We start from the raw sequence: 24,129 nt of genomic DNA on the forward strand, positions 1-24,129 counted from the left end.
GCTTTGACCGCAGACGGTGATCATCGGCCGGAGCGGCCTTGTTGATCGCGACCTTCGGTCACCTCGCCGGGTCGCGAGCCGTCCGACTCCCGCTTCGGGACCCGAAACGCCGATCACCACCGCGAGGCGGGGGAAGATTCCGGCAGTTTCGGGGAAAGTGCAGGAACTGCGCCCAAGATTCGTGCACTTTCCCCGAAACTGCACCGGTGCGGGGTGCGGGGTGCGGGGCGGCGGTTTGGTCCTCAACTCGCGATCAACGGCTGATGATCGCCGTCTTGGGTCTGAATGTGCCAGCCAGCAGCGTATTCGCGCCACCGACCGGCGATCTCCGAGGCCGAGAACGGAGACGGCGGCGGTCGCGGCGCTGGAGAAGCGCCACGACCGCCGCCGGGAAGATCCGTCGAACGGGGTCAGAGTTCGATGTCGAACTTCTTCAAGAGAGGGCTGGCGAGGACGCCCGCCCCCGCGAGCAGGGCGATCGCGGTGAAGACGGTGCGCAGGACGGTGGTCTCCACCTTGCTGCCCGCCTCGATGGCGAACTTGTCCGGCAGGCCGACCATGCGCCACATGCGGCGGCCGGTCGGGATCGGCCAGAAGATCGGCACCCCGGCGCGGGTGATGATGTCGCCGAGCAGGTGCACGATGCAGCCCGCGCCCACCGCGAGCCCGATCATCGGGAAGCCGCGGCCCTCCGGCAGCTGGAGGTACGCGCCGTACGCGGCGGCACCCGAGGTGATGGTGACGATCACCCAGCCCGCGCGGTGGGCCCACTTGTCGAACAGGCCGCGCAGCGCGAAGCCGAACATGACGAACAGGATGCCGAGCACCGCCCACTTGCCGTAGCGGGTGCACAGCCAGGTCGCGCCGAAGCCCATCAGCGCCGCGAACGGCAGCGTGTGGGTCAGCGTGCGGTGGCCGTTGTGCCGGTCGGGGTCCTTGCTGAGTTTCGTCGCCGTGTACACCCCGACGGAGATCTTCTCGATCACCTCGGCGATGAACAGGGAGAAGACGCCGAAGCTGCGCGAGACCGTCGATCCACCCTCGTTGTGGGTGACCTTCCCGGACATGTCCAGGTCGGGCAGGAGCGCCCCACCGGCGCACACGGCGGTGCCGATGGCGATGGTGGTCATCGACTGCCCGTAGTCGAAGAAGGTCGAGGCCACCCAGGATCCGGTCAGCCAGGCGGCCGCTCCGGACAGTGCGTGCTGAGGACCCATCATGGTGTTACTGCCTCCCCTAGTCACCGCTGTGACGGCATCTGACGATCAACGCGCGCACACTGTGTCAAACAAGGGCGGCCCTACGCAATCGGCTGGACCTCCATAGCAGACGGTCAGGGCGAGGTCACGGAGGCCGCCAGCGTGTCGCCGTAACTGACCCGAGGACGTTCGCCCAGCTCAGCGCGGAGCGCGTTCTCCGTCAGCGGGTACGGATGGCGCGGGTGGAGGCGGTCGGGCGTTGTCGGATCCCCGTCATCGTCGACCGGCAGGCCGACCGCGACCCGTTCGGCGGCGGGCACCGGCACCATGCCGGACCCGTCCCACATGACGTCGTCGGCGTGGTGGCCGTGCTCGTACCCGTAGCCGTGCGCGTGGTCCCAGACGTGCGCGAACTCGTGGTACAGCACCGCCACCGGGGTCGCGTCGCCGCCTGCAGCGGTGCCGCCGAGCCCGTCGAAGGACGGGTCGTAGCCGACCACATGGTGACCGTCCTCCACTGCGGCGTACGCGTTGTCGGTGCCGGTCGGCAGCTCGCGGATCGTCAGCACGCCCGGCTCGGGCGGTGGCGGGCCGAGGTTCGGCCACCAGGCGGAGACGCCCCGCTCGTCCGGCCGCGGACCGGCCATGAGCTGGTCCAGCTCGGCGAGCATGCCGCGCCCGAGCGGCGAGCTGCGCAGCAGGTCCAGGTCGGACTCGACCCGGGCCTGGAAGCGCGCCGAACCCTCGACGCGGATGTGCTGACCTGGGTCGTCCGCGCCGGGCTCGGTGCGGACGTGGACGTGCTCCACGTCCGACCGGCCGTCGAGGTCCGGGGCGGTGCCGGGGCGGCTGCCGGTGCCGGGGCCGCCGGTGGTGTCGGTGCGGTCGAGGTAGCCCAGGTCGGTGGCGCTGCCGCCGGAGGCCAGGTCGGCGCCCGCGCCGGGGGCGAGCGTGTCGGGGTCGGCCTCGCCGCGCAGGTCGTCGGCGCCCCGGCCGCCGTCGAGGTGGTCGTGGCCGGTGCCGCCGCGCAGCGTGTCGTCGCCGTCGAGCCCGTACGCGGTGTCGTCGCCGTCGCCGCCGTCCAGCAGGTCGTCGCCGGAGTCGCCCTGCAGGTAGTCGCGGGCGCCGCCGCCGAGCAGCAGCGCGTCGTGCACCCCGGCGAGCAGGGTGTCCCGCCCGGCGCCACCGACCAGGACGTCGCCCCCGTCGACCAGGTCGGCGCCCGCCCCGGCCAGCACCGTGACGGGTATGGGCACGGCCGGGTCGACGCGGACGCGGTCGTCGCCCGCGCCGGTGCGCAGCACGATGCGGCCGTGGTCGCGGGCCGGGTCCAGCACGGCCACGGCGCGGTCGCCGGCCCGTACCACCACCTGGCCGTGCTCGACGGTCACCGTGACGGTGTCGTCGGCCGTGCCGGTCCGCACGACCGTGAGCCCTGGCGCGTGCAGCGTCAGCGCTTCGACCAGGTCCGGACCGGCGATCGGGGTCGGTGGCTCGGCCAGCCAGCGCAGGGCGTCGGTGGCAGCCTCCAGCGCGGCCGCGGCGGTGCGGGCGGCGCCTTCGAGGTCGGCGCGCAGCGCCTCGGCCTCGGCGACCGCGCCGCGGACCAGCCGCTCCGCGCCTGGCCCGGTGACGGCGAACATGATCCGCTCCGGCGCGGCGTGATGCGGCACCGCGGCCGTTACCCGGGCCAGCGACTCGTCCAGGTGCCGCTCCGTGCGCTCGGTCCGCGCCGCGAGATCCTCCAGCGCCGACGCGGTACGCCGCACCGTCCGCCCGAACACGGTGAGCCGGTCGGCCAGGTGCCGCGACCGCGCGGCGAACGCGTCCGCGTCCTGCCCACGCCACTGCTGACCTGCCCCGCTCTCATGCGTGCTGCCCTCGGCACCCCGGCGACCTGGGCGGTCGGGCCCGTGCGCGGATGAGGGCGTGAGGAACCGGGCCGGATCGGTGAGGTCGGCCGCGGCGCGGTCGGCGGCGGTGGCGCAGTCGCGCCAGGCGGCCGCCGCGGCGAGCAGGGGCGCGGAGCGTACGGCCAGAGCCCACAGCGGCGGCACGCGGACCAGCACCGGCGGGGCCGTCCCAACGGCGGTCACCGGGGTGCTCCGAGCGCCCAGCCGTCGGTGGCGCCCAGCTCCCGCCGCGTCGCCGGGTGGGCGCGGGCGGCCGAGGCGAGGGCGGCGGCCGCGTCCGTGTCGGCGCGTGCCCGGGTGGCGGCGGCGAGCAGGCCCAGGTCGGCGTGGTCGAGCAGGGCGTCGGTCAGCGCCCGCAGCCGCGCCTGCGCCTGCTCGGCCAGCCGCTCGTGCGCCGCCGCGACCAGCGTGTCGGCTTCGCCGAGCCAGGGCACGGCGACCCGGGCGAGCTGCTCCGCGACGGCCTCGACCCGGCCCGCGTGGGCGGTGACGGCGTCGGCGGCTCCGGTCAGGTCCGCAGTCATGCCGGTGAGCCTGGCAGCGCGGCCGGTACGGCACAACGGGGTGCCGTCCGCCTGTGGATAACCCGCTGCGGTCCCTCGGCGTCATGTTCGTCACACCGGGGTGCCGGACCGGCGCTCGAATCGGTGACAATGGATCGACTTGTGGCCGCGATCTGGCTAGCATGGCTACTTCCCGCTGCCTTGGCGGGGTGCCGCCCCTCGCGGCGCCCGACCGCTACGCCGCAGGCGGCCCGCCCCCGAATGAGGTAGTCGTGAACGCCGGCCTCGCCCCCGTCATCGCCGCTACGACGCACTGGCTCACCCGCACCTATCCGGCCGCGGGCGGCCCGGCCGAGGCGGCCCGGGTGCTGGCCCAGGCGCGCCAGGCGGTGACCGTGGCGGCGTGGCTGCGCTACCCGACCGTGATGGACGCGGGGCTGCTGGCGATGGTGGGTCCGGGCGGCTCCGGCGGGCTGGACCGCGTCGTCTACCTCGACGAGCCGGACGACGACGCCGACCGGGTGTGGCGCGGCTGGGTGGACGAGGTGGTGGCGAGCTGGGCCGCGTGCCTGCTGGCCGACCCCCGGCTGGCCGCCGACGCGGTCACCGCGACCGCCGACTGCGAGCATGCCCAGGTGGTGCCGCGCGACTTCACCCGCCTGACCCGGCCCGCGCCGGAGGACGTGAGCGCCGCCGTGCTGCTGCGCCACCCCGACCTGGTCGGCCCGATCGCGGACCTGCACCGCGACAACCTGATCGAGCGCCTGCGCCTGGACCCCGCCGAACTCGTCTGACCCGCTCGCCCCACCTGGGCGTTAAGAAGGGCCCCTTCTTCTATCGAAAGCGATAAGAAGGGGCCCTTCCTTACTCCAGTTCAGGGGTGGGGGATGGGGAGGAGGGCGGTCAGGAGCTCGGTCAGCAGGGCGGGCCCGTCCTCGGTGAGCACCGACTCCGGGTGGAACTGGAGTCCGGCGAAGCCCGGTCCGCGCAGCGCGTGCACGTGCCCGTCGGCGTCGCGCGCGACCTCGACCGTGCCGTACGGCGTGACCAGCCGGTCGGTGTCGCTCAGCGCGGTGAACGTGGAGTAGAAGCCCACCCGCCGCACCGTGCCGAACAGGTCGACGTCGCTGGGCAGGCCCTGGTACGGCACGTCGCGCCGGTGCATCGCCAGCCCTAGCGCCAGGCTCAGCACCTGGTGCCCGAGGCATACCGCCAGCAGCGGCGCCCGCTGGGCCAGCCGCCGCTCGGCCAGTTCGGCCAGCCGCACCATGCGCGGCTCGGCGCGGTCGGCCGGGTCGCCCGGCCCGGGGCCGAGCACCAGCAGGTCGGCGGCGTCGGCCTCGGCGTCGCCGGGGGCGACGTCGTGGCTGGGCCGGATGCGCACGTGCATGCCCAGCGAGCGCAGTACGTGGCCGAGCATGCCGGTGAAGGTGTCCTCGGCGTCGACGATCAGCGCGCGGCGGCCCGCCAGCGGTCCGGGCTCGGCGGCGGCCCGCTCGGCCAGCCAGAACGTCGACAGCCGGTCGTTGCGGGCGGCGAGCACCGCCGCGACGCGCGGTTCGGCGGCGTACGCGGCGACGTCGCCGCGGGCGCTCGCGGCCGGGGCCGGGCGCAGGCCGAGCGCGGTGAGCACGCCGCCTGCCTTGGCGTGGGTCTCGGCGACCTCGCTGTCGGCGGTCGAGTCGCGGACCAGGGTCGCCCCGGCCTTGACCTCGATCCCGCCGGCCGGGTCGATGTCGGCGCAGCGGAACAGGATCGGCGCGTCCAGGGTCTGGCCGCCGTCGGCGTCGCGGCCGAGCAGGGCCAGCACGCCGCCGTAGTAGCGGCGCCCGGCGCGCTCATAGCGGGCGATGACCCGGGCCGCGTTCTCGATCGGGCTGCCGGTGACGGTCGGGGCGAACATCGTCTCGCGCAGCACCTCGCGTACGTCGAGGCCGGTACGGCCGGCCAGCAGGTACTCGGTATGGGTGAGGTGGCTCATGTGCTTGAGGTACGGCCCGAGCACCTGCCCGCCCCGCTCGGCGACCACGGCCATCATCTTCAGCTCCTCGTCGAGGACCATCGACAGCTCGTTGACCTCCTTCGGGTCGGCGAGGAAGTCGAGGACCCTGCGGCGGCCCGCCTCGCCCGGCGGGACGTCGCGGTGGCGCAGCGTGCCCGAGATCGGGTTCATCATGGCCAGGCCGCCCTCGACGCTGACGTGCCGCTCCGGCGACGCGCCGACCAGGGTGCGCCCGTCGGGTCCGGGCAGGTGCACCAGGAAGGTCCAGTACGCGCCGCGCTCGTCGGTGAGCAGGCGGCGCAGCGCGGCGGCGGCCAGGCGGCGCGGGTCGGCGGCGGTACGGGCCAGCGCGGTGCGGTGGATCACGAAGTTGGAGCCCGCGCCGTGGCCGATCTCGTCCCGCAGCACCGCCGCGACCAGCGCCCGGTAGGCGTCGTCGTCGATGTCGAAGCCCAGATCCTCGGTGTCGGGCACGGTGTCGGGCAGCTGCGCGACGGCCTCGGCCAGGCCGATCTGCGCCGTCTCGGTGATCTCCAGGCAGGTCAGCGGGGTGCCGTCGTCGACGCAGGCGAAGCCGCGCTCGGCCAGCTGCCGGTACGGCACCAGCGCCAGCGTGCGCGGGCCGGACGCCTGGCCGGGGGCGGGTTCGGGCAGCGGGATGTCGGCCAGCCGGTCGGCGGTGCGCAGCGTGCCGCGCAGCACCGTGAGCCGGTCGGAGCCCTCGAAGCGCAGCAGCGCGAACGGGCCCGGGTCGGGCGCGTCGAGCAGGTCGTGGAGCAGGGTCATCGATGTTCCTTCTGGATCGACGCCGCCCCGCGGATGGCCCCCGGAAAGCACGACGGCCGCCTCGAAGGGCGGCCGCGGATGGGGAGCTGTCGCTACCCGTGCGTGTGGAGGGCCGCCGGTTCGGCGCGCCACCACTGCGTACGGAGGAAGGACATGGGGCAACCGTACCGGGCGGGGCGGGGACTGTCCAGAAGGCTCACCCGGGGTCGCCTCGAACCATGTACACCTATCCACTTTTCGGTGGGTGACGGGTAACATACCGCGAGTCACAGCGGTACGGGTGGTCTACCAGGTCCGACGACGGAGGGATGCACGGAGTGCTACCGAGGGTGCGTGACTGGCGGGTGCGTACGCGCCTGTCCGCCGTCGTCGTCATCCCCGCGCTCGCCTTCCTCGCCGTGGCCGGTCTGCAGGTGACCCAGGCCGCCCGCACCGCCGCCGCGGGCGAGGTCTTCGCCGACCGGGTGGCCGTGGCCCGCGCCGCCGCCGACCTGGTGCACCGGGTGCAGGCCGAGCGCGATCTGGGTGCCGCTCCGGTCATACCGTCCGAGCGCGACGCGGCCGTGGCCGCGACCGACGCCGCCGCCGACGACTGGCGCACCGCCCTGGCCCGGACCGGGACCGCGGTGGCGCCGTCGCTGGCCCGGCTGCCGAACCGGCTGCTGGCGCTGCGGGCGGGGTACCGCGCCTCCGGTTACGACACCCTCGTCGACGAGCTGATCACCGAGATCGACCTGACCGCGATCGGCGCGGCCGACCAGCGGCTGTCGCAGGCGGCCGCGGTCGCCGGGGCGCTGGCCCGGGTCAAGGAGACCGCCTCGCGGCTGCGCGGCTTCGGCTACTCGGTGCCGCCGCTGGACGGCACCAGCCTGCTCGCCCGGGTGACGCTGCTGAGACAGGCCCGCACCGACGCGATCGCGCGGCTGGACGCCACCGTCGACCGCGCCGCTGCCGCCGGCCTGCCCCCGGTCGCCGCCCCGGACACCGCCGAGGCCGACGCCCTGGCCGCCCGGCTGCCCGCCGGGACGGTCGACCCGGTGTCCTGGTGGGGTGCGGCCAGCGGCGAGGTCGACGGGTGGCACGCGGCCGAGCGGACGCTGGGCGACTGGCTGGCCGAGCGGGCCGAGCGCCAGGTCGCCGGGGTATGGCGGTCGGTGCTGGTGACCGCCGTCGTGGTGCTGCTGGTGCTGCTGCTGGCGGTGGGCGTGCCGGTGGTGGTGGGCCGGGGCATGCTCGCCTCGCTGCGGGAGCTGCGCCGCCGGGCGCTGGCCGTGGCGGAGCAGGAGCTGCCGCAGACGCTGTCGCGGCTGCGCGCCGCCGGGCCGCACGACTCGATCACCCAGGAGCTGCGCATCGTGGCCGGTCCGACGGGCGTCGACGAGATCGGCGAGGTCGGGGCGGCGTTCGAGGCGGTGCGGCTGAGCGCCGTCGAGCTGGCGGTGCACCAGGCGCGCTCCCGCCGTACCCAGAATGCGATCTTCATCAATCTGGCCCGGCGCAGCCAGATCCTGGTCGAGCGGCAGCTGCGCCTGCTCGACGACATGGAGCGCGACGAGCGCGACCCGGACCACCTGGCCGCGCTGTTCCGGCTGGACCACCTGGCCGCGCGGCTGCGCCGCAACGACGAGAACCTGCTGGTGCTGGCCGGGGCGGAGCCGCGGCGGCGCTGGCGCGAGGGCGTGCCGCTGGCCGCGCTGGTGCTCGCCGCCCTCTCCGAGATCGAGCAGTACGAGCGCGTCCGCGCCGACGTCGACGACTCGCTCCACGTCGTGGGGCACGCCGCCGCCGACATCGGCCACCTGCTCGCCGAGCTGCTCGACAACGCCACCGCCTTCTCCGCGCCGCACACCGCGGTGCTGGTCAGCGCCCGCGCGGACGCGGCGAACGCCGCGGCGGGCGCGGTCGTCGAGATCGTCGACGAGGGCATCGGCATCGGCGCCGAGACGCTGGCCGAGCTGAACGCGCTGCTGGCGCGGCCCGCCGAGGTCGACGTGGCCGCCAGCGAGCGGATGGGCCTGGTCGTGGTGAGCCACCTCGCGGCCCGGCACGGGGTGCGGGTGCGGCTGGTCGCGACCGAGGTGGGCGTACGGGCCGTAGTGCGGCTGCCGGCCGCGCTGCTCGTCGAAGTCGAACTGTCGGGGGACTCCGCTACATCGAACCCTGTGGAATCATCGATACCAAGGCAGCGGACGTCCCGGGGGCGCGAACCCGATCCGGAGACCACCGCGGCCAACCTGACCCGCCTGTACGAGGGAGTACGGCGCGGCCAGGCGCGAGACGACGCGGCGGCGCCGCCGGCGCCGAACGCCATCGAGGGGGAGTCATGACCACCGCCACCGCCACGCTGAGCAAGCCCGCACAGGACCTGAACTGGCTGATCGCCGGTTTCGCCGCCCGGGTGCCGGGAGCCCGGCACGCCGTCGTCGCGTCCTCGGACGGGCTGACCGTGGCCGTCTCGGCCCACCTGGACCGGCAGACCGCCGACCAGCTCGCCGCCGTCACCTCGGGCCTGATCGGCATGGCCGGGTGCGTGGCCCAGCTGATCGACGGCGACGAGGTGCGCCAGACGGTGGTGGAGATGGGCCGCGGCTACTTCCTCACCATGTCCGTGCGGGACGGCTCGGTGCTGGCGGTCGTCGCCGACCCCGACGCCGACCTGGGCGTGGTCGGCTTCGAGATGGCCCGCCTGGCCAAGCAGACCGGGGAGATCCTCACCCCGGCCCTGCGCGCCGAGCTGCAGCAGGCCCTGCCGCGCTGAGCGCGGCCGGACCGGTCAGCCCTTCAACTCGTCGGCGAGGTCGATCAGCTCGTCGAGCTTGCCGTCGAGCTCCTTGCCGGCGTCCTCGCCGACGCTGCCGTCGTCGACCCAGTCGTCGAGCCGCTTCTGGAAGTCCTTGCTGCGGTTGATCACCGACTTCCACTGGCGGAGGTTCCAGCGCAGGGTCAGGTCGGTCAGCGTCTTGGTGATCTCGCCGGTGTGCGCGGGGTCGATGTCGCCGGTGACCCCCATCGTGATGGCCCGCTGGCTGATGTCCAGCAGCAGGTCGTTGCCTGCCGCGACCCCCGCTGGCCGCGCCGGCTTCGGGCTCGGGCTCGGGCTGCGCGACGGCTTGACCGCCGCCCGGGTGGTCGCGGGCGGCGGCGAGGCGTCCCCGTCGGCCGGGCGCATGGCCGAGAACAGCACGTACCCGCCGCCGGCGAGCAGCAGCAGCATCATCAGGGCGAACCCGAGCACCGGCGTACGGCGTCGGCGGGGGGCCATCTGGGGCGGCGGCGGCACGTACGGGCGGGTGGCCGGGGCGGACGGCACGCGGGCCGCGCCGGAGATCGAACCGCCGGTCGGGGCGAGCAGCGTCGGGGTGGGACCGGCCGGGGCGGCCACCGCGCCGTGGCCGGTGCCGGGGCCGCCGAGCAGGGCCCGCTGCAGGTCGGCCGCGCGCGGGCGCCGGGCCGGGAACGGGTCCAGCGCCGCCGCGATCAGCGCCGCGACGGCGGGCGGCACCCCGGGCAGGTGCGGCAGCGGCCGCGGCCGGGCATGCAGGGCGGCGACCTGTTCCCAGGTGTCGGCCGGGTGCAGCCGCCGCCCGGTGACCATCTCCACCAGCAGCACGCCGAGGGAGTAGACGTCCGCGGCCGGGTTGGCGGCGGCCTGGTGCAGGCGCTCGGGCGCGGCGTACGCCGGGGTGCCGATTACCCAGCCGCCGTGCGCGTCGGGCAGCCCCGTCATCGCGGCGATGCCGAAGTCGAGCACCTTCGCCCCGGTCGGGGTCAGCATGATGTTGCCCGGCTTGATGTCGCGGTGCACCACGTCGCGGGCGTGCGCGGCGGCCAGCGCCGCCGCGATCTGCCCGCCGACCGCGGCCGCCTGCGGCCACGGCACCGGCCCGGCGGCCATCCGGTCGGCCAGCGAGTCGCCGGTCAGCAGCTCCATCACCAGGTACGGCTCGGCGTGGCCGTCGGGGAAGGAGGCCTCGCCGAAGTCGTGCACGGCGGTGATGTTCGGGTGGGTCAGCTGCGCCGCCGAGCGGGCCTCGCGCAGCGCGCCCGCGCGCAGGGCGGGGTCGGCGGCCATCGGCCCGGCGAGCACCTTCACCGCCACCGGGCGGCCCAGCACGAGGTCGTGCGCGCGCCACACCTCGGCCATCCCGCCGCTGCCGATGCGGCGTTCCAGCAGGTAGCGGTCGTGCAGCTTCAGACCGGGGGCGAAGGCTGACATGGTGCCCAACGTACCGTGCGGCCGCCCGTCCGGCACGGTGCGACGGCTCGTCCGTGCGGGCGGGACAGGGCCGGTAGTGCGCGCCGGTACCGAGGTCGCGGCGCTATCCTCTCGCCTATGCCCGACACCATCGATACCGTTATGCCCGCTTCGCCGGATGCGGCGCAGGCGCCCGCGCCCGCGGCGGCCCCGGCCCCGCCGTCGGTGTGGGCCCGCTGGCGGCCGTCGGTGCTGACGGGCGTGGTGACCTGGGTTACCGGGATCGCGATCTACTACGTCGTCACCGCGGCGGCCTGGCTGCCGCTGCAGGACCTCGAGGCCAAGGCGGGCGCCGCGCCGGGCACCCTGCACGAGCTGCTCGGTGCCTGGAACCGGTGGGACACCACCTGGTACCTGATCGTCGCCGACTCCGGCTACACCGCGGACACCCGCGCCACCGCCTTCTTCCCGGGGTACCCGATGGCGGTGCGCGCCGCCGACGCGGTGGTGCCCGGCGGGTCGTACGAGGCGGGCCTGGCCGTGTCGGCGCTGGCCTGCCTGGCCGCGCTGATCCTGCTGCACCGGCTGGCCACCGAGCTGACGGGCGCCGAGGACGCCCGCCGGGCGACGTTCTACCTGCTCGCCTTCCCGACCGGGTTCTACCTGGTGGCGGCGTACAACGAGTCGCTGTTCATCGCGCTGGCGCTGGCCTCGCTGTACTGCATGCGCCAGGGGCGCTGGTGGGCGGCGGGACTGCTCGCGGGATGCGCCAGCGCCACCCGGATGGCCGGCGTCATGCTCGGCGCCGCCTTCGTGGTGGAGTACCTGCGCCAGTCCGGCTTCGCGCTGCGCTGGTCGGGATCGCCGCACCTGCGCCTGCCCCGGCTGAACTGGGGCGTGCTGGGCATCGTGCTGGTCCCCGGGGGCCTGCTGGCCTACATGTACTACCTGCAGCGGACGTTCGGCGATCCGCTGCACTTCCTGGAGTCGCAGAAGAGCTGGTTCCACGACGGGTTCACCCCGCCGTGGCAGGTGGTGGCCGACGTCTTCGACCTGATCGCCCGCAGTGGACCGCTGTACCACCCCGACACCATCCGCAACATCGCCAACCTCGGCACCGCGCTGGCGGTGCTGCTGCTGCTCGTGCTGGCCCTGGTCGGCCCGTGGCGGCTGGGTGCGAAGGCCGCCTACCTGGTGGTGTTCGCGGCGATCGTGATGCTGATGCCGCTGTCCAACCCGATCCACAGCTACTACCCGCTCAGCTCGGTGTGGCGGTTCGCGCTGGAGTGCAGTGTCGCGTTCCTGGTGCTGGCGCGGATGGGCCGCCGCCCCGGGTTCGACCGGGCCTACACCGGGATCGCGCTGGCGCTGCAGGGCGTCATGATCGTCACGTTCGTGCAGAACAACTTCGTGGCGTAGGACGTCGCGTCGATCGCGGGTCCGGTCGGCCGAGTGCCGCCTGGTCCGCTCGGCCGGATCTCAGTGGCACCTTCGGGTGGGCACCGGGGTCCGGCCGTGCCCGTTCGGAGCCGCGACACGCGAGGCGACCGGTGCGTTCACCGATCGAAGATGCTCGCTGGACGCCGTGAAAGTTCGGTTAGCAGAAATAACTTTGAGTAGTCATACCCCTGGGATTTCGGCTTCCTGTTTAGCCTGCGCGCAGGAGAGGGCTGGAAACACTCGTATCCCGGATAGGACGGTGTGACAGATGACTACCTACGGTGATGAAGCACCTGGTGTACGGCACGGGGCCAGCGGTCGGGCCGCGGTGCCCGGGGCGGTCGCGCCGACCGCGCCGCCGCCGGCCGTCGGCCGGGCCTCGGTGCCGGACGAAGCGGGGCAGCAGCGGCCACGCCGCCGCAAGGGGCGCGGCAGACGCAGGCGCACCCGGCTGGCGGTGATCATCGCGGTGGTGCTGCTGCTGACCGGCGGCGGGCTCATCGGCGGGACCTGGTTCTACGACAGCGTGCCCCGCCCGGACCAGCTCAGCCTCAAGGAGAACACCGAGGTCTGGTCCAGCGACGGAAAGCAGCTGGCCAAGCTGGGCGCCGAGAACCGCACCCTGGTGGTGATGGGGACGCTGCCCAGGCAGGTCCGCGACGCCCTGATCGCGGGCGAGGACAAGAACTTCTACGACCACGACGGCATCGACCCGTGGGGCATCGCGCGCGCGGCCTGGAACAACCTCACCGGCGGCACCACCCAGGGCGCCTCGACCATCACCCAGCAGTACGCCCGCGCCGCCGCCGACGACATGGAGATCACGTTCGCGCGCAAGCTGCGCGAGGCGGTGATGGCCCGCAAGCTCGAGAAGGAGTACTCCAAAGAGCAGATCATGGGCTTCTACCTCAACACGGTCTACTTCGGCCGCAGCGCGTACGGGGTCGGTGCGGCGGCGCGGGCGTACTTCGGCGTCGACGCGACCAAGCTGACCGTGGCGCAGGCGGCCGTGCTCGGCGCGGTGCTGCGCCAGCCCGAACCCAACTCGGCCCACCAGGGCTACGACCCGCAGAACAACCTGGCCGAGGCCAAGCGGCGCTGGGGGTACGTGCTGGACAACATGGTGGAGATGCGCTGGCTGAGCGCCGCGGACCGGGCGGCGCAGGTGTACCCGGAGAAGGAGCTCAAGCCGTACAAGCCGGGGCAGTACGCGGGGGAGTGGGGCTACGTCGGCAGCGGCACCGGGCACGTCGTCCACCACGTCGGCGACGAACTGCGCGCCTGGGGCATCAGCGACTGGCGCAGCGCCGGCTACCGCATCACCACCACCATCGACTCGCGCGCCCAGGCCGCCCTGCAGCAGCAGGTGTACCGCTCGCACGAGTGGCGCCGCGTCTGCAAGACCGCGGACGGCAAGCAGACCTGCACCGAGGAGCTGGTGCGGGCGGTCGACGGCAAGGGCACCCTGCTGTCCGGCCAACCGAAGAACCTGATGGCGGCGGCGGTCGCGATCGAGCCGAGCAGCGGCCGGGTGCTGGCGTACTACGGCGGCAACGACGGCACCGGCACCGACTACGCGGGGGTCAACGCGGCGGGCACCGACTCGGAGTTCGGCGGGCACCCGCCCGCCTCCTCGTTCAAGATCTACACGCTCGCGGCGGCGCTGGAGCACCAGTACTCGATCAAGAGCAGGTGGGACTCGACCGAGCTGAAGAAGAGCAGGGGCGACGAGTTCGACGTCTCCAACTCGGGGCGCGAGAACGCCAGCTGCAATCGCGACTGCCCGCTGGACCTGATGACGATCAAGTCGTACAACGTGCCGTTCTTCAAGATCGCGAAGGCGATCGGGCCGGAGGAGGTCGTCGGCCTGGCCCGCCGCGCGGGCATCGGCACCATGTGGTCCACCGGCGACGGCAAGGCCCGGCACCTCGACGACCCCAGGGCCGACACCGGTCGTGGCGCCTTCTACTACCAGGTCGGCTTCGGCCAGTACCCGATCACCGTGCTCGACCACGCCACCGGCGTGGCCACCTTCGCCGCGGGCGGCGTCTACCACAAGCCGCACTTCGTGGTGAAGGTCGAGCGCAAGAACCGCAAGACCGGCGCCTGGGAGACCGTACCCGGCACCGGCGAGCAGCTCGTGGCCCGCCGCGCCTTCACCAAGGAGATCGCCGACGAGGTGACGGGCGTGCTCAAGCAGATCGTCGGCAGCCACGCCCTGTCCGGACGGCAGGCCGCCGCGAAGACCGGCACCTGGGAGAACGGGCAGCGTGACGCCAAGGGGCGCAAACGCCACGAGGGCGAGAACGCGCACGCGTGGTTCGTCGGCTACACGCCGCAGATCGCCACCGCCGTGTGGGTGGGCAACGTACGCGACGAGCTGCCGATCCGGGACCGGAACGGCAGGCCCATCGGCGGGTCGAAGCTGCCCGGCGACATCTGGGAGGGGTTCATGAACGCCGCCCACAAGGCGATGAAGCTGCCGCCGCAGCCGCTGCCGGACGGGACGGGGGGCGACATCGGCAGCAAGGACGCGGGCGACGGGGTGCCCGAGCCGACGCCAACCCCGACCGCCCCGCCGGCCACGCCGCCGTGCGACCCGGCGACCTGCCCCTCTCCGACGCCGACGGCGAGCGGTTCGGCATCACCCCGCCCCTGACCTGTGCCATGGCGGCGTGACGCCGCCGCGGCGCGGGACGCGGGCGGGGTGGGGCGGAGTCGCTGAGCCGTCCGTGCACTCGGCGGGCCGCTCCGGCCCCGCCTTTGATTGACGCTGGCCTATCTAGTCGACTTCGATCATGAAAATGTCCTCTAGATAGGCCAGCGTTTATGAAAGAAGGGGCGTGGTCCGCCCCTTCGGGCGTCGTCTCGTGCTCGGGGTTGGTGCAGTTTCGGGGGAAGTGCGCGAATGCGCGTCAAGATTCGTGCAGTTTCCCCGAAACTGCAGGCGCGGCGCGGCGCGGGGCGGGGCGGCGCGGGGCGGGGCGGCGCGGGGCGGGGCGGCGCGGGGCGGGGCGGCGCGGCGCGGGGCGGCGCGGCGCGGGGTGTGCGGGGCGCGGGTGTGCACGGGGTGCGGGCTGCGGGGCGGCGTGGCGTGGGGCGGGTTGTCTAGGGTTGGGGGATGGCGGGTTGGAAGGATGTGCGGCGGGTTGCTATGGGGCTGCCGGAGAGTGCGGAGCCCGCGCCGCAGGAGTGGCGCGTCGGGGACAAGCTCTTTGCCTGGGCGCGAGCCCTGCGCAAGGCCGACCTGGAGGCGCTGGGCGCCGCCGCCCCGGACGGGCCGATCCTGGCCGCGCGGGTGCCGGATCTCGGCGCGAGGGCGGCGCTGCTGGCCGACGATCCGTCCGTCTACTTCATCACCCCGCACTTCGACGGGTATCCGGCGGTGCTGGTCCGGCTGGAGCGCATCAGTCTGCCCGAGCTGGAGGAGCTGCTCACCGAGGCGTGGCTGAGCCGGGCCCCGAAGCGGCTGGCCAAGGCGTTCCTGGCCGAGCGGGTTTGACGGTCCGAGCGGGCTGAGGTCAGAGCCAGCCGGAGCGGCGGAAGGCGCGGTACATGGTGAACGCGACGAGGAACATCAGCGCCATCACCATCGCGTACCCGTAGCGCCAGTGCAGTTCGGGCATGAAGTCGAAGTTCATGCCGTAGACCCCGGCGATGGCGGTCTGCGCCGCCGCGATGGCGGCCCATGCCGCGATCTTGCGCATGTCGTTGTTCTGGTCGACGCTCAGCTGCGCCAGCCGCGCCTGCAGGATCGAGTTCAGCAGGTCGTCGTACCCGGTGATGCGCTCGACGGTGCGCAGCAGGTGGTCGTTGACGTCGCGGAAGTAGCGGCGGATCTCCTTGGGCAGCAGCTCCTTGTCCTCGGTGAGCGCCGCCAGCGGGTGCTGCAGCGGGGCGACCGCCCGCTTGAACTCCATCAGCTCACGTTTGAGCTGGTAGATCTGCGCGGCCCGGTTCTGCGACTGGGAGGAGAAGACGTGGTCCTCCAGCTCGTCGATGTCGTTCTCGAAGGCGACGGCCACCTCCAGGTACGAGTCGACGAGCCGGTCCGACACCGCGTGCGCGACCGCCCACGGCCCCTGGGCGAGCAGGTCGGGGCGCTTCTCCAGGTCGGCGCGGACCGGGGCGAGCTGCCCCGCCGAACCCTGCCGCACCGTGATCACGAACCCGTCGCCGATGAAGACCACCACCGAGCCGGTCTCCACCACCTCGGAGGTCTCGGTCAGCTCCGGGTGCTCGACGTACCGGGTGGTGCGCAGCACGAAGACGCTGACGTCGCCGAAGCGTTCGATCTTCGGGCGCTGCCGGAGCGTGACCGCGGCCTCGACCGCCAGCTCGTCCAGCCCGAACGTCGCCGCGATCGGGGTGAACTCCGCCTCGGTCGGCTGGTGCAGCCCCAGCCACAGGAACGAGCCCGGACTCTGCCGCACCTGCGCCAGCGCCTCCGTGTAGCCGCAGCGGCCGGGCAGGCGGTGGCCCGCCACGTACACGGCGCAGTCGACGACGCAGTCGGCGCCGCCGTGCTCGTCGTGCTCGTCGGGGACGTCGTGGGCGCCGGGGCGGATCCGGGAGGCGGCCTTGCGCAGCGGCGCGGCCCACCCCCAGGGGGTCGCGCCCGTCGGGTGCTGGTGTCCGGACACGCGCTCACCTCCCGCCGGGGCTCTCCCGATGATCGTAGTCGGTCAGCGCCGGGCGAACGGCGCCGCGTAGGTGAACAGTCCCACCACCCCGCGGTGGTACGCGTGCAGCGGCCGGGCCTGGAAGTGCGGCGCCCACTGCGGGTCCGGCGGGACGATGCCCAGCCCGGCGGCGGGGCGGAAGCCGAAGCGGTGGTAGTAGCCGGGGTCGCCCAGCAGCACCACGACCGGCTCGTCGAGGGCGTCGGCGGCGCCGAGCACGGTGTGCACCAGCGCGCTGCCGACGCCGTGGCGCTGGTGGTCGGGGCGCACGCTGAGCGGTCCCAGCCCGAGGGCGGGCGCGTCGCCGACGCGGCCCCGGGTGCAGGCGACGTGGCCGACGATGGCGCCGTCGTGCGATACCGCCACCAGCGACAGCGCGGCCAGCCAGCCGCCGTCGGCCCGCAGTTCGTCGACCAGCTTGGCCTCGACCGGCGCCGGGTTCCCGGCGGTGGCGAAGGCGGCGGTGGTGACGTCGCGGATGGCCACGACGTCGGCGGGGCGTTCTCTGCGGATCAGCACGCGATCATCGTCCGATCTGGTCAGTCGACTTCCAAGCTGCCGCGCACCTGCAGCTTGCGCCGCGCCCGTTCGTAGAAGGTGCCGTGTCCCAGGCGTACCACCTGCGCCGCGTCCGCGTGCGCGGTGACGGTCACCCGGTCCCCGGCGCAGACGTACCCGTCGAGGCGCCCGTCGACCTCGACGGCGAGCCGCCCGCAGGTGGGCAGCAGCCGCAGGCAGAGCCGCTCGTCGGTGGGCAGCATCAGCGCGCGGTTGAAGGTGGAGTGCGCCGCGGCGGCGGTGACCAGCATCGCCCGTACCGTCGGGGCGACGATCGGCCCGCCCGCCGAGAAGCTGTACGCGGTGGAGCCGGTGGGCGTGGCGACGATGACGGCGTCGGCGGCGTACCGGACGAAGGGCTGCTCCTGCATCTCGATGGCGATGGCGGCCAGGCCGTCACCGGGGATGCGCACCAGCGCGATGTCGTTGAACGCGGTGACCGCCCGCCCGTCGGGCATCGTCGCCCGCACCGCCAGCCGGGGCTCCACCGAGTAGTGGTGGTTGTCGATCGCGGACAGGGCCGCGGGCAGGGTGTCCACATCGATCTCGGCCAGGAAGCCGAGCCGGCCGAGGTTGACTCCGAGCACGGGCGTGCTCCGGCCCGCGATCAGCCGCATCGAGCGCAGCATGGTGCCGTCGCCGCCCAGGCTGACCACCAGGTCCGCGCGGTCGGCCAGCTCGTTCGGGGCCACCGGCACCGCCGCGCAGGCGATCCGGCCGATCTCGTCGGGCAGGCCAAGGACGGTGACGTCGCGCCGTTCGGCCCAGCCCATGACGGTGGTGATCGCGGGCACCGAGTCCCGCTCCGGGTGCAGCACCAAGCCCACCGTGTGTACCAGGCCCACGCTGCTACTTTACGGTCAGCGGCGCCCTCGCGCGGCGGACTCGGCCCGGCTCGGCGGCGGCCGGTTCGGGGTGCGGCGGCGCGGCGGACGCGGGCCGCTCATGCCGGGGCGGTGCCCTGGGCGCGGCGGCGCAGCCGGGCCGAGGCGGCCCGGGCGTTGCTGGTCATGCGCTGGATCTCGGTGTCGAGCAGGCGGGCGCCGGTGTCGGTGAGGCGGTAGTAGCGGCGCAGCCGGCCGTCGACGACCTCCTCGCCCGCGGCGGCGACGAACTCCTGCTCCACCAGCCGGTCCAGGGCGCCGTAGAGGGTGCCGGGGCGCAGCACCACCCGGCCCTCGGACAGCGTGTCCACCTCCTGGATCACGCCGTATCCGTGGAGGGGCCCTTCGGCCAGCGCGGAGAGGATCAGGAAGGTGGGCTCCTGCAACGCGGCGCTCATCCGGCTGATACTACGCCCGCCGACACATCTGCGCCCGCCCCGATGGCGGCAGACCGCCATCTTCGCCGCCCGTCGGCGTGTCGGAGCGGCGGCGCATGGTGCGGCCCCCGGCTCACCCATAGATTGACGGCAATGTCCGTACGGCGTGGTCGGAACACCCCTCCGGCCACCCGACACCTGGAGGACCTCCATGTTCCGAAGCGCATTGCGCAGTATCGCCGCAGGTGGTGCCCTAGCGATAGCCGCGGCCGGGGCCACTGCCGTGCTGGCCGCCGCCCCCGCCCACGCGGCCTGCACCCCCGCCCAGGTCGTCGGCAACGCGGGCTTCGAGAGCGGCACCACCCCGTGGGGCGGCAGCTCCGGCGTCATCGGCACGTTCGCCGCGCAGCCCGCCCGCACCGGCACCCGCAACGCGTTCCTCAACGGCGTCGGCTCGACCAACACCAGGACCCTGTCGCAGTCGGTCACCCTGCCCGCGGGCTGCAACTCGGCCACCCTGACGTTCTGGCTGCACATCGACACCGCCGAGACGACCACCAGCACCGCGTACGACACGCTGAGCGTGCAGCTGGGCTCGACCACGGTCGCGTCGTACTCGAACCTCAACAAGGCCGCCGGTTACCAGCAGCGCACCGTCAACGTGTCGGCGTTCGCCGGGCAGACGGTGAACCTGCTGTTCACCGGCGTCGAGGACAGCAGCCTGCAGACCAGCTTCGCCCTCGACGACGTGGCGCTGAACGTAGCCGAGGGCACCCCGACCTCGCCGACCCGCACCCCCGCCAACGCGAACTACACGCTGAACCTGAGCAGCGACGCGACCGGCGCGAACTGGACCGGCCACGAGACGGTCGCGTTCACCAACGTGTCCTCGGTCGCGCTGAACGAGGTCTACCTGCGACTGTGGGACAACTACCACGGCACCTGCCCGTCGGTGCAGCCGATCCAGGTCGGCAACGTCACCGGCGGCACCGCGGGCAGCCTGGAGGTCAACTGCACCGCCCTGAAGATCACGCTGCCGGCGCCGCTGGCGCAGGGGCAGTCGGGCACGGTCGGGTTCGACGTGTCGATCGCGGTGCCCGACGGCAGCGACCGGTTCGGGCGCGACGGGTCGTACAACTTCATCGGCAACGCGATCCCGGTGCTCGCGGTGCGCGACGGGGCCGGGTGGCACCTCGACCCGTACACCAACAACGGCGAGAGCTTCTACCAGCTCATCAGCAACTACAGCGTGACGCTGGACCACCCGACGTCGGTGCTCACCCCGGCCAGCGGCACCTCCACCGAGGCGCCGGGCGGCAGCGGGCGCACCGTCACCACCGCGACCGCCAGCAACGTGCGCGAGTTCGCCTGGGTGGCCGGGCCGTTCGTGAAGACGAGCACCACCTCGTCCGGCGGCGTGCTGGTCAACACGTACCGCACCTCGGGCATCACCGCGAGCACCGCCAGCAGCATGCAGAGCACGGCGGCGTCGGCGATGGACGGGCACGGCTCGCGCTTCGGGGCGTACCCGTACGGCGAGGTGGACCTGGTGCTGCACAACAACTTCTGGTTCGGCGGCATGGAGTACCCGGGCATCGTGCTGTCGCAGGCCACCGCCACCCCGGTCATCCACGAGCTGGGCCACCAGTGGTTCTACGGCATCGTCGGCGACGACGAGTACACCGTGCCGTGGCTGGACGAGGGCTTCACCGACTACGCCACCGACCTGCAGCGCGGGGTCACCGGCACCAACTGCTGGAACAGCGTCAGCTGGCAGAGCAGCGCCGAGAAGATCACCAATTCGATGGCGTACTGGGACGCGCACTCCAGCCGCTACGGCACCGTCGTCTACACCTACGGCAAGTGCGTGCTGCACGACCTGCGCCGCCTCATCGGCACCAGCGCCATGCAGACCCTGCTGCTCAACTACGCCCAGTCGCACTGGTACGGCATCAGCACGGTCGCCGACTTCAAGGCCGCCGCGCAGGCCGCGACCACCACCGACCTGACCTCGTTCTGGACCGCCCACCGGGTCGAGGGGTGACAGCGGGCTGAAGACGAGTCGGACCCGGGTCAGCGCCGCCCCGGGTCCGGCTTCACGCGTCGCTGCGCAGCCGCGCGTGCAGGTGCGCGTCGTGCCAGCCGTCGGCGTGCAGCAGGCTGCCGCGCAGCAGCCCCTCCAGCGGGAACCCGCTCTTGGTCGCGACCCGGCACGAGCCGCTGTTGGCGGTGGAGTGCTGCAGCGTCAGCCGGTGCAGCCCGAGGGTGTGGAACGACCAGCCGCAAAGCGCCGCCAGCGCCCGCCCGGCCACCCCGGCGCCGCGCGCGTCGGGCAGCGTCCAGTACGACACCTCGGCGTACGCCTCGAACAGCGACATCTCCCGCAGCCCCACCTGCCCCAGCACCTGCCGGCCGTCGGTGACCGCCCAGCGGGCCCCGGACTCGGTACGCCACCGGCGGTGGCCGTCCTCGATCCAGGCCAGCGCCTCGTCGTCGCCGTCCATCCGGCGCACGTGCCAGCGCTGGATGCGCGGGCAGTCGAACGCCGCCCGCACCGTCGCCGCGTCGCCGCCGTGCCACGGCCGCAGTAGCAGCCCGTCCCCGGACAGGATCGGCTGCTCCGCCTTGCTCAGCGTGCCGGCGGGCACGACCGGGATGATCAGGTCTGGCATCGCACCATCATCGCCTCAGCCGCGCGGTTTCGCCCGCCGGGTCGGCTCGGCACCGGCCGGATCCTCCGGCCACGGATGGCGCGGATAGCGTCCGCGCAGCTCGGCCCGCACCTGCGGATAGCCGGTACGCCAGAACGAGCCCAGGTCCGCGGTGACCGCGGCCGGACGCCCCGCGGGCGACAGCAGGTGCAGCACCACCGGCACCCGCCCGTCGGCGAGCTTCGGCGTGCCCGCCCAGCCGAACACCTCCTGCACCTTCACCGCCAGCACCGGCGCGGCCGGATCGGTGTAGTCGACCCGGATCCGGGAGCCGGTCGGCACCTCGATCCGCTCCGGGGCCAGCTGGTCGAACCGGGCCGCCTGCGCCCACGGCAGCAGCCGGCGCAGCGCCGCCGCGGCGTCGGCCCGGCGCAGGTCGTCGCGGCGGCGCGCCTGCGCCAGCTCCGGCCCGAGCCAGTCGCCGACCCGGGCCAGCAGCGACTCGTCGTCGACGGCGGGCCACGGCTCGCCCAGCGCGTACGCGCAGAACGCCAGCCGCTGCCGCACCGCCTCGGCCTCCTCGCCCCAGCGCAGCAGCCGCAGCCCCTCCCGGCGCAGCCCCTCGGCCAGCGCCGCCGCGACCAGCGCCCGGTCCGGCTTGAGCAGCGGCTTCTCGGCCAGCACCAGCGCGCCCAGCCGGGTCGCGGTGCGGGCCAGCACGTCCCCGTCGACCCAGGCCACCTCGTCGCCGCTGACCAGCAGGTCCGGTGCCGCCGCGCGGGCGGTGTCCTCGTCGGCCGCCGCGGCCAGCCGCACCCGGGCGTCCTTGCTGCCCGGCTGCCGGTCGGCCGAGGCCACCGCCAGCCACGCCACCCCCGCCAGCCCCGAGCCGGGCGCCAGCTCGGCCGCCGTACCCCCGGTCATCAGGTAGGTCCGCCCGCCCGCCGCCCGCAGCCGCGCCAGCCGCTCCGGGTACGCCAACCCCACCACCAGCGCCGCCGCCAGATCGTCGGTCAGCGTGCTCCGGTCCCGGGGCACCGCGCCCGCGCCGTGCGGCGGCCGGTCCGGGCCCGTCGTGCCCGCGCTGCGCGCTGCCGCCTCCTCGGGCCGGTCCGGCGTGGCGTCGCGCAGGGCCGCCGACAGGCGGCGCGTCTCGGTGCGCCAGGTCGCGCTCGCGGCCGGGTCGGCGCCGTCGCGCAGCCGCCGCCAGGCCTTCGCCAGGTCGTCGGTGGACGGCTGGGCGTCGGCCGACAGCAGCGCCACCACCTCGGCGGCCCGGTGCGCGCCCACCTGCGGGGCCGCGTCCAGCAGCGCGCGGGCCAGACGCGGGTGCGCACCCACCCGGGCGATGGCCCGGCCCCGGGCGGTCACCCGGCCGTCGGAGTCGACGGCACCCAGCGCGGCCAGGGTCTCCCTGGCCACCCGTGCGGCCGCCACCGGGGGCGGCTCGGGCAGGGCCAGGCCGGTGCCGTCCGGGCTGCCCCAGCAGGCCAGCTGCAGCATGAAGGCGGTCAGGTCGGCGGTGGCGACCTCCGGCTCCGCGTACGCGGGCAGCCGGTCCTGCTCGGCCTGCGACCAGCACCGGTACACCACCCCGGGCGCCTGCCGGCCCGCGCGACCGGCCCGCTGCTCCGCCGAGGCCCGCGACACCCGTACCGTGACCAGCGCGTCCAGCCCGCGCGCCAGATCGGTGCGCGGCGCGCGGGCCAGCCCCGCGTCGACCACGATCCGCACCCCGGGCACGGTGAGGCTGCTCTCGGCCACCGAGGTGGCCAGCACCACCCGCCGCCGTACGCCCTCGTGCAGCGCCGCGTCCTGGCTGCCCGCACCCTGGCGCCCGTGCAGCGTCAGCACGTCGACGTCACGCAGGTCCGCCAGCCGCGCCGCCACCGTCTCCAGCTCGCGGGCGCCGGGCAGGAACGCCAGCAGGTCACCCGGCGACTCCCGCAGCGCCTGCCGGATGACGGCGGCGACGTGGTCGAGCAGGCGCGGGTCCACCCGCAGGCCGTACGGCGCGTCGACCGGCCCCGTCGGCGGGCTCCAGCGCACCTGCACCGGGTGCGGCGAGCCCTGCGCCGTCACGACCGCCGTACCCTCGCCGAGCAGCCGGGCCAGCGCGTGCCCCGCGACCGTCGCCGAGGCGGCGACCAGGCACAGGTCCGGCCGCAGCGCTCCGCGTACGTCCACCCCGAACGCGAGCGCCAGGTCGGCGTCGAGCTGCCGCTCGTGCACCTCGTCGAGCATCAGCGCGCCCACGCCGGGCAGCTCCGGATCCCGCTGCAGCCGCTGCACCAGCAGACCGGTGGTGACCACCTCGATCCTGGTACCGGCGCCGGTCCGGCTGTCCCCGCGCACGCTGTAGCCGACCAGGCCGCCCAGCGCCGTGCCGGTGAGCTCGGCCATCCGCCGGGCGGCGGCGCGGGCGGCGACCCGTCGCGGCTGCGCCACCACGATCCGCCCCGGGACCGCGTCGGCCAGCGCCAGCGGCGCCAGCGTCGTCTTGCCCGAGCCGGGTGGGGCGACGAGGACGGCGGTCCCGCTGCCGCGCAGCGCCGCGACCAGGTCGGGCAGGACGTCGCGCACGGGCAGGTCGGTGTCGGGCCGCGCGGCCACCTCGGGAAGCACCCGCCCAGTCTGTCCCACCCGCCTGCCGCCCCGGACGGACGGCCCACTCGACCGACGGCCGCTGCCCGGCGACGGCGACGGCCCTGGCACCCGCCCGTCCCCGCCCCCCGCCTGACATTGACACTGGCCTATCCAGAAGACGGATTTGCGAGATCGGTCCTCTGGATAGGCCAGCGTCAATGCCAACCCGGCCACGCGGTCCCCCCCCGGGACGGGTCCGCTCGCGGCTCACGATGCTGCAGTTTCGGGGAAGCTGCACGAAAGCGGCCCGCTATTCGCGCAGTTTCCCCGAAACTGCACGGACCCGCCCGGGA

At 74.2% G+C, this 24,129-nt stretch carries 18 protein-coding genes; 7 read left to right on the plus strand and 11 right to left on the minus strand.

Going from position 1 to position 24,129, the window contains the following annotated elements; translation table 11 throughout:
* Positions 1-410: 410 nt before the first annotated feature.
* From QEZ54_RS33935 to QEZ54_RS33945, 3 genes are all read right to left on the minus strand, one after another.
* Positions 411-1,220 (minus strand): metal-dependent hydrolase, encoded by an 810-nt coding sequence (locus QEZ54_RS33935; RefSeq protein ID WP_281308869.1) that lies wholly within the window; start codon positions 1,218-1,220, stop codon positions 411-413.
* Positions 1,221-1,333: 113 nt separating this feature from the next.
* Positions 1,334-3,295 (minus strand): M91 family zinc metallopeptidase, encoded by a 1,962-nt coding sequence (locus QEZ54_RS33940; protein ID WP_281308870.1) that lies wholly within the window; start codon positions 3,293-3,295, stop codon positions 1,334-1,336.
* On the minus strand, positions 3,292-3,636 hold the full coding sequence (locus tag QEZ54_RS33945; RefSeq protein ID WP_281308871.1) for a hypothetical protein: 345 nt from the start codon (positions 3,634-3,636) through the stop codon (positions 3,292-3,294). The genes QEZ54_RS33940 and QEZ54_RS33945 overlap by 4 nt, the downstream gene beginning before the upstream one ends.
* A 251-nt stretch (positions 3,637-3,887) precedes the next feature.
* Between QEZ54_RS33945 and QEZ54_RS33950 the strand changes: the two genes are divergently transcribed.
* Positions 3,888-4,409, plus strand: a complete 522-nt coding sequence (locus QEZ54_RS33950; RefSeq protein WP_281308872.1) for a hypothetical protein — start codon at positions 3,888-3,890, stop codon at positions 4,407-4,409.
* 80 nt (positions 4,410-4,489) lie between these two features.
* On the opposite strand, the gene QEZ54_RS33955 is transcribed toward QEZ54_RS33950, so the two are convergent.
* Positions 4,490-6,403: an anthranilate synthase family protein gene (locus QEZ54_RS33955; protein ID WP_281308873.1), complete on the minus strand. Its 1,914-nt coding sequence runs from the start codon at positions 6,401-6,403 to the stop codon at positions 4,490-4,492.
* A gap of 329 nt (positions 6,404-6,732) precedes the next feature.
* On the opposite strand from QEZ54_RS33955, the gene QEZ54_RS33960 reads away from it, so the two are divergent.
* A complete protein-coding gene (locus tag QEZ54_RS33960) occupies positions 6,733-8,730 on the plus strand; it encodes an ATP-binding protein (protein ID WP_281308874.1) in 1,998 nt (665 codons plus the stop codon).
* A 17-nt stretch (positions 8,731-8,747) separates the two neighbouring features.
* On the plus strand, positions 8,748-9,161 hold the full coding sequence (locus QEZ54_RS33965; RefSeq protein WP_348650605.1) for a roadblock/LC7 domain-containing protein: 414 nt from the start codon (positions 8,748-8,750) through the stop codon (positions 9,159-9,161).
* 15 nt (positions 9,162-9,176) lie between these two features.
* Here the strand turns inward: QEZ54_RS33965 and QEZ54_RS33970 are convergent, their stop codons facing one another.
* On the minus strand, positions 9,177-10,619 hold the full coding sequence (locus QEZ54_RS33970) for a serine/threonine-protein kinase (RefSeq protein ID WP_281308876.1): 1,443 nt from the start codon (positions 10,617-10,619) through the stop codon (positions 9,177-9,179).
* A 117-nt stretch (positions 10,620-10,736) separates the two neighbouring features.
* Between QEZ54_RS33970 and QEZ54_RS33975 the strand changes: the two genes are divergently transcribed.
* The 3 genes from QEZ54_RS33975 (at position 10,737) to QEZ54_RS33985 (ending at position 15,540) form a co-directional block, all read left to right on the plus strand.
* A complete protein-coding gene (locus tag QEZ54_RS33975) occupies positions 10,737-12,017 on the plus strand; it encodes a mannosyltransferase family protein (RefSeq protein WP_281308877.1) in 1,281 nt (426 codons plus the stop codon).
* Positions 12,018-12,306: 289 nt separating this feature from the next.
* On the plus strand, positions 12,307-14,697 hold the full coding sequence (locus tag QEZ54_RS33980; protein WP_281308878.1) for a transglycosylase domain-containing protein: 2,391 nt from the start codon (positions 12,307-12,309) through the stop codon (positions 14,695-14,697).
* Between the two features lie 462 nt (positions 14,698-15,159).
* Entirely contained in the window at positions 15,160-15,540 is a 381-nt protein-coding gene (locus QEZ54_RS33985; RefSeq protein ID WP_281308879.1) for an MmcQ/YjbR family DNA-binding protein, read from the plus strand.
* A gap of 19 nt (positions 15,541-15,559) precedes the next feature.
* On the opposite strand, the gene corA is transcribed toward QEZ54_RS33985, so the two are convergent.
* From corA to QEZ54_RS34005, 4 genes are all read right to left on the minus strand, one after another.
* Positions 15,560-16,606, minus strand: a complete 1,047-nt coding sequence (gene corA / locus QEZ54_RS33990; RefSeq protein ID WP_281308903.1) for a magnesium/cobalt transporter CorA — start codon at positions 16,604-16,606, stop codon at positions 15,560-15,562.
* Between the two features lie 117 nt (positions 16,607-16,723).
* On the minus strand, positions 16,724-17,239 hold the full coding sequence (locus QEZ54_RS33995) for an N-acetyltransferase (protein ID WP_281308880.1): 516 nt from the start codon (positions 17,237-17,239) through the stop codon (positions 16,724-16,726).
* Between the two features lie 20 nt (positions 17,240-17,259).
* Entirely contained in the window at positions 17,260-18,123 is an 864-nt protein-coding gene (locus tag QEZ54_RS34000; protein ID WP_281308881.1) for an NAD(+)/NADH kinase, read from the minus strand.
* A 98-nt stretch (positions 18,124-18,221) separates the two neighbouring features.
* On the minus strand, positions 18,222-18,560 hold the full coding sequence (locus tag QEZ54_RS34005) for a PadR family transcriptional regulator (RefSeq protein WP_281308882.1): 339 nt from the start codon (positions 18,558-18,560) through the stop codon (positions 18,222-18,224).
* Positions 18,561-18,750: 190 nt separating this feature from the next.
* On the opposite strand from QEZ54_RS34005, the gene QEZ54_RS34010 reads away from it, so the two are divergent.
* A complete protein-coding gene (locus QEZ54_RS34010) occupies positions 18,751-20,583 on the plus strand; it encodes a M1 family aminopeptidase (RefSeq protein ID WP_281308883.1) in 1,833 nt (610 codons plus the stop codon).
* A gap of 52 nt (positions 20,584-20,635) precedes the next feature.
* On the opposite strand, the gene QEZ54_RS34015 is transcribed toward QEZ54_RS34010, so the two are convergent.
* Positions 20,636-21,211: a GNAT family N-acetyltransferase gene (locus tag QEZ54_RS34015; RefSeq protein ID WP_281308884.1), complete on the minus strand. Its 576-nt coding sequence runs from the start codon at positions 21,209-21,211 to the stop codon at positions 20,636-20,638.
* Positions 21,212-21,226: 15 nt separating this feature from the next.
* Positions 21,227-23,815, minus strand: coding sequence for an ATP-dependent helicase HrpB (hrpB, locus tag QEZ54_RS34020; RefSeq protein ID WP_281308885.1), 2,589 nt, complete (start codon positions 23,813-23,815; stop codon positions 21,227-21,229).
* Between the last annotated feature and the right edge of the window lie 314 nt (positions 23,816-24,129).

The organism is Catellatospora sp. KI3 (assembly GCF_029948125.1).
GTDB lineage: Bacteria > Actinomycetota > Actinomycetes > Mycobacteriales > Micromonosporaceae > Catellatospora.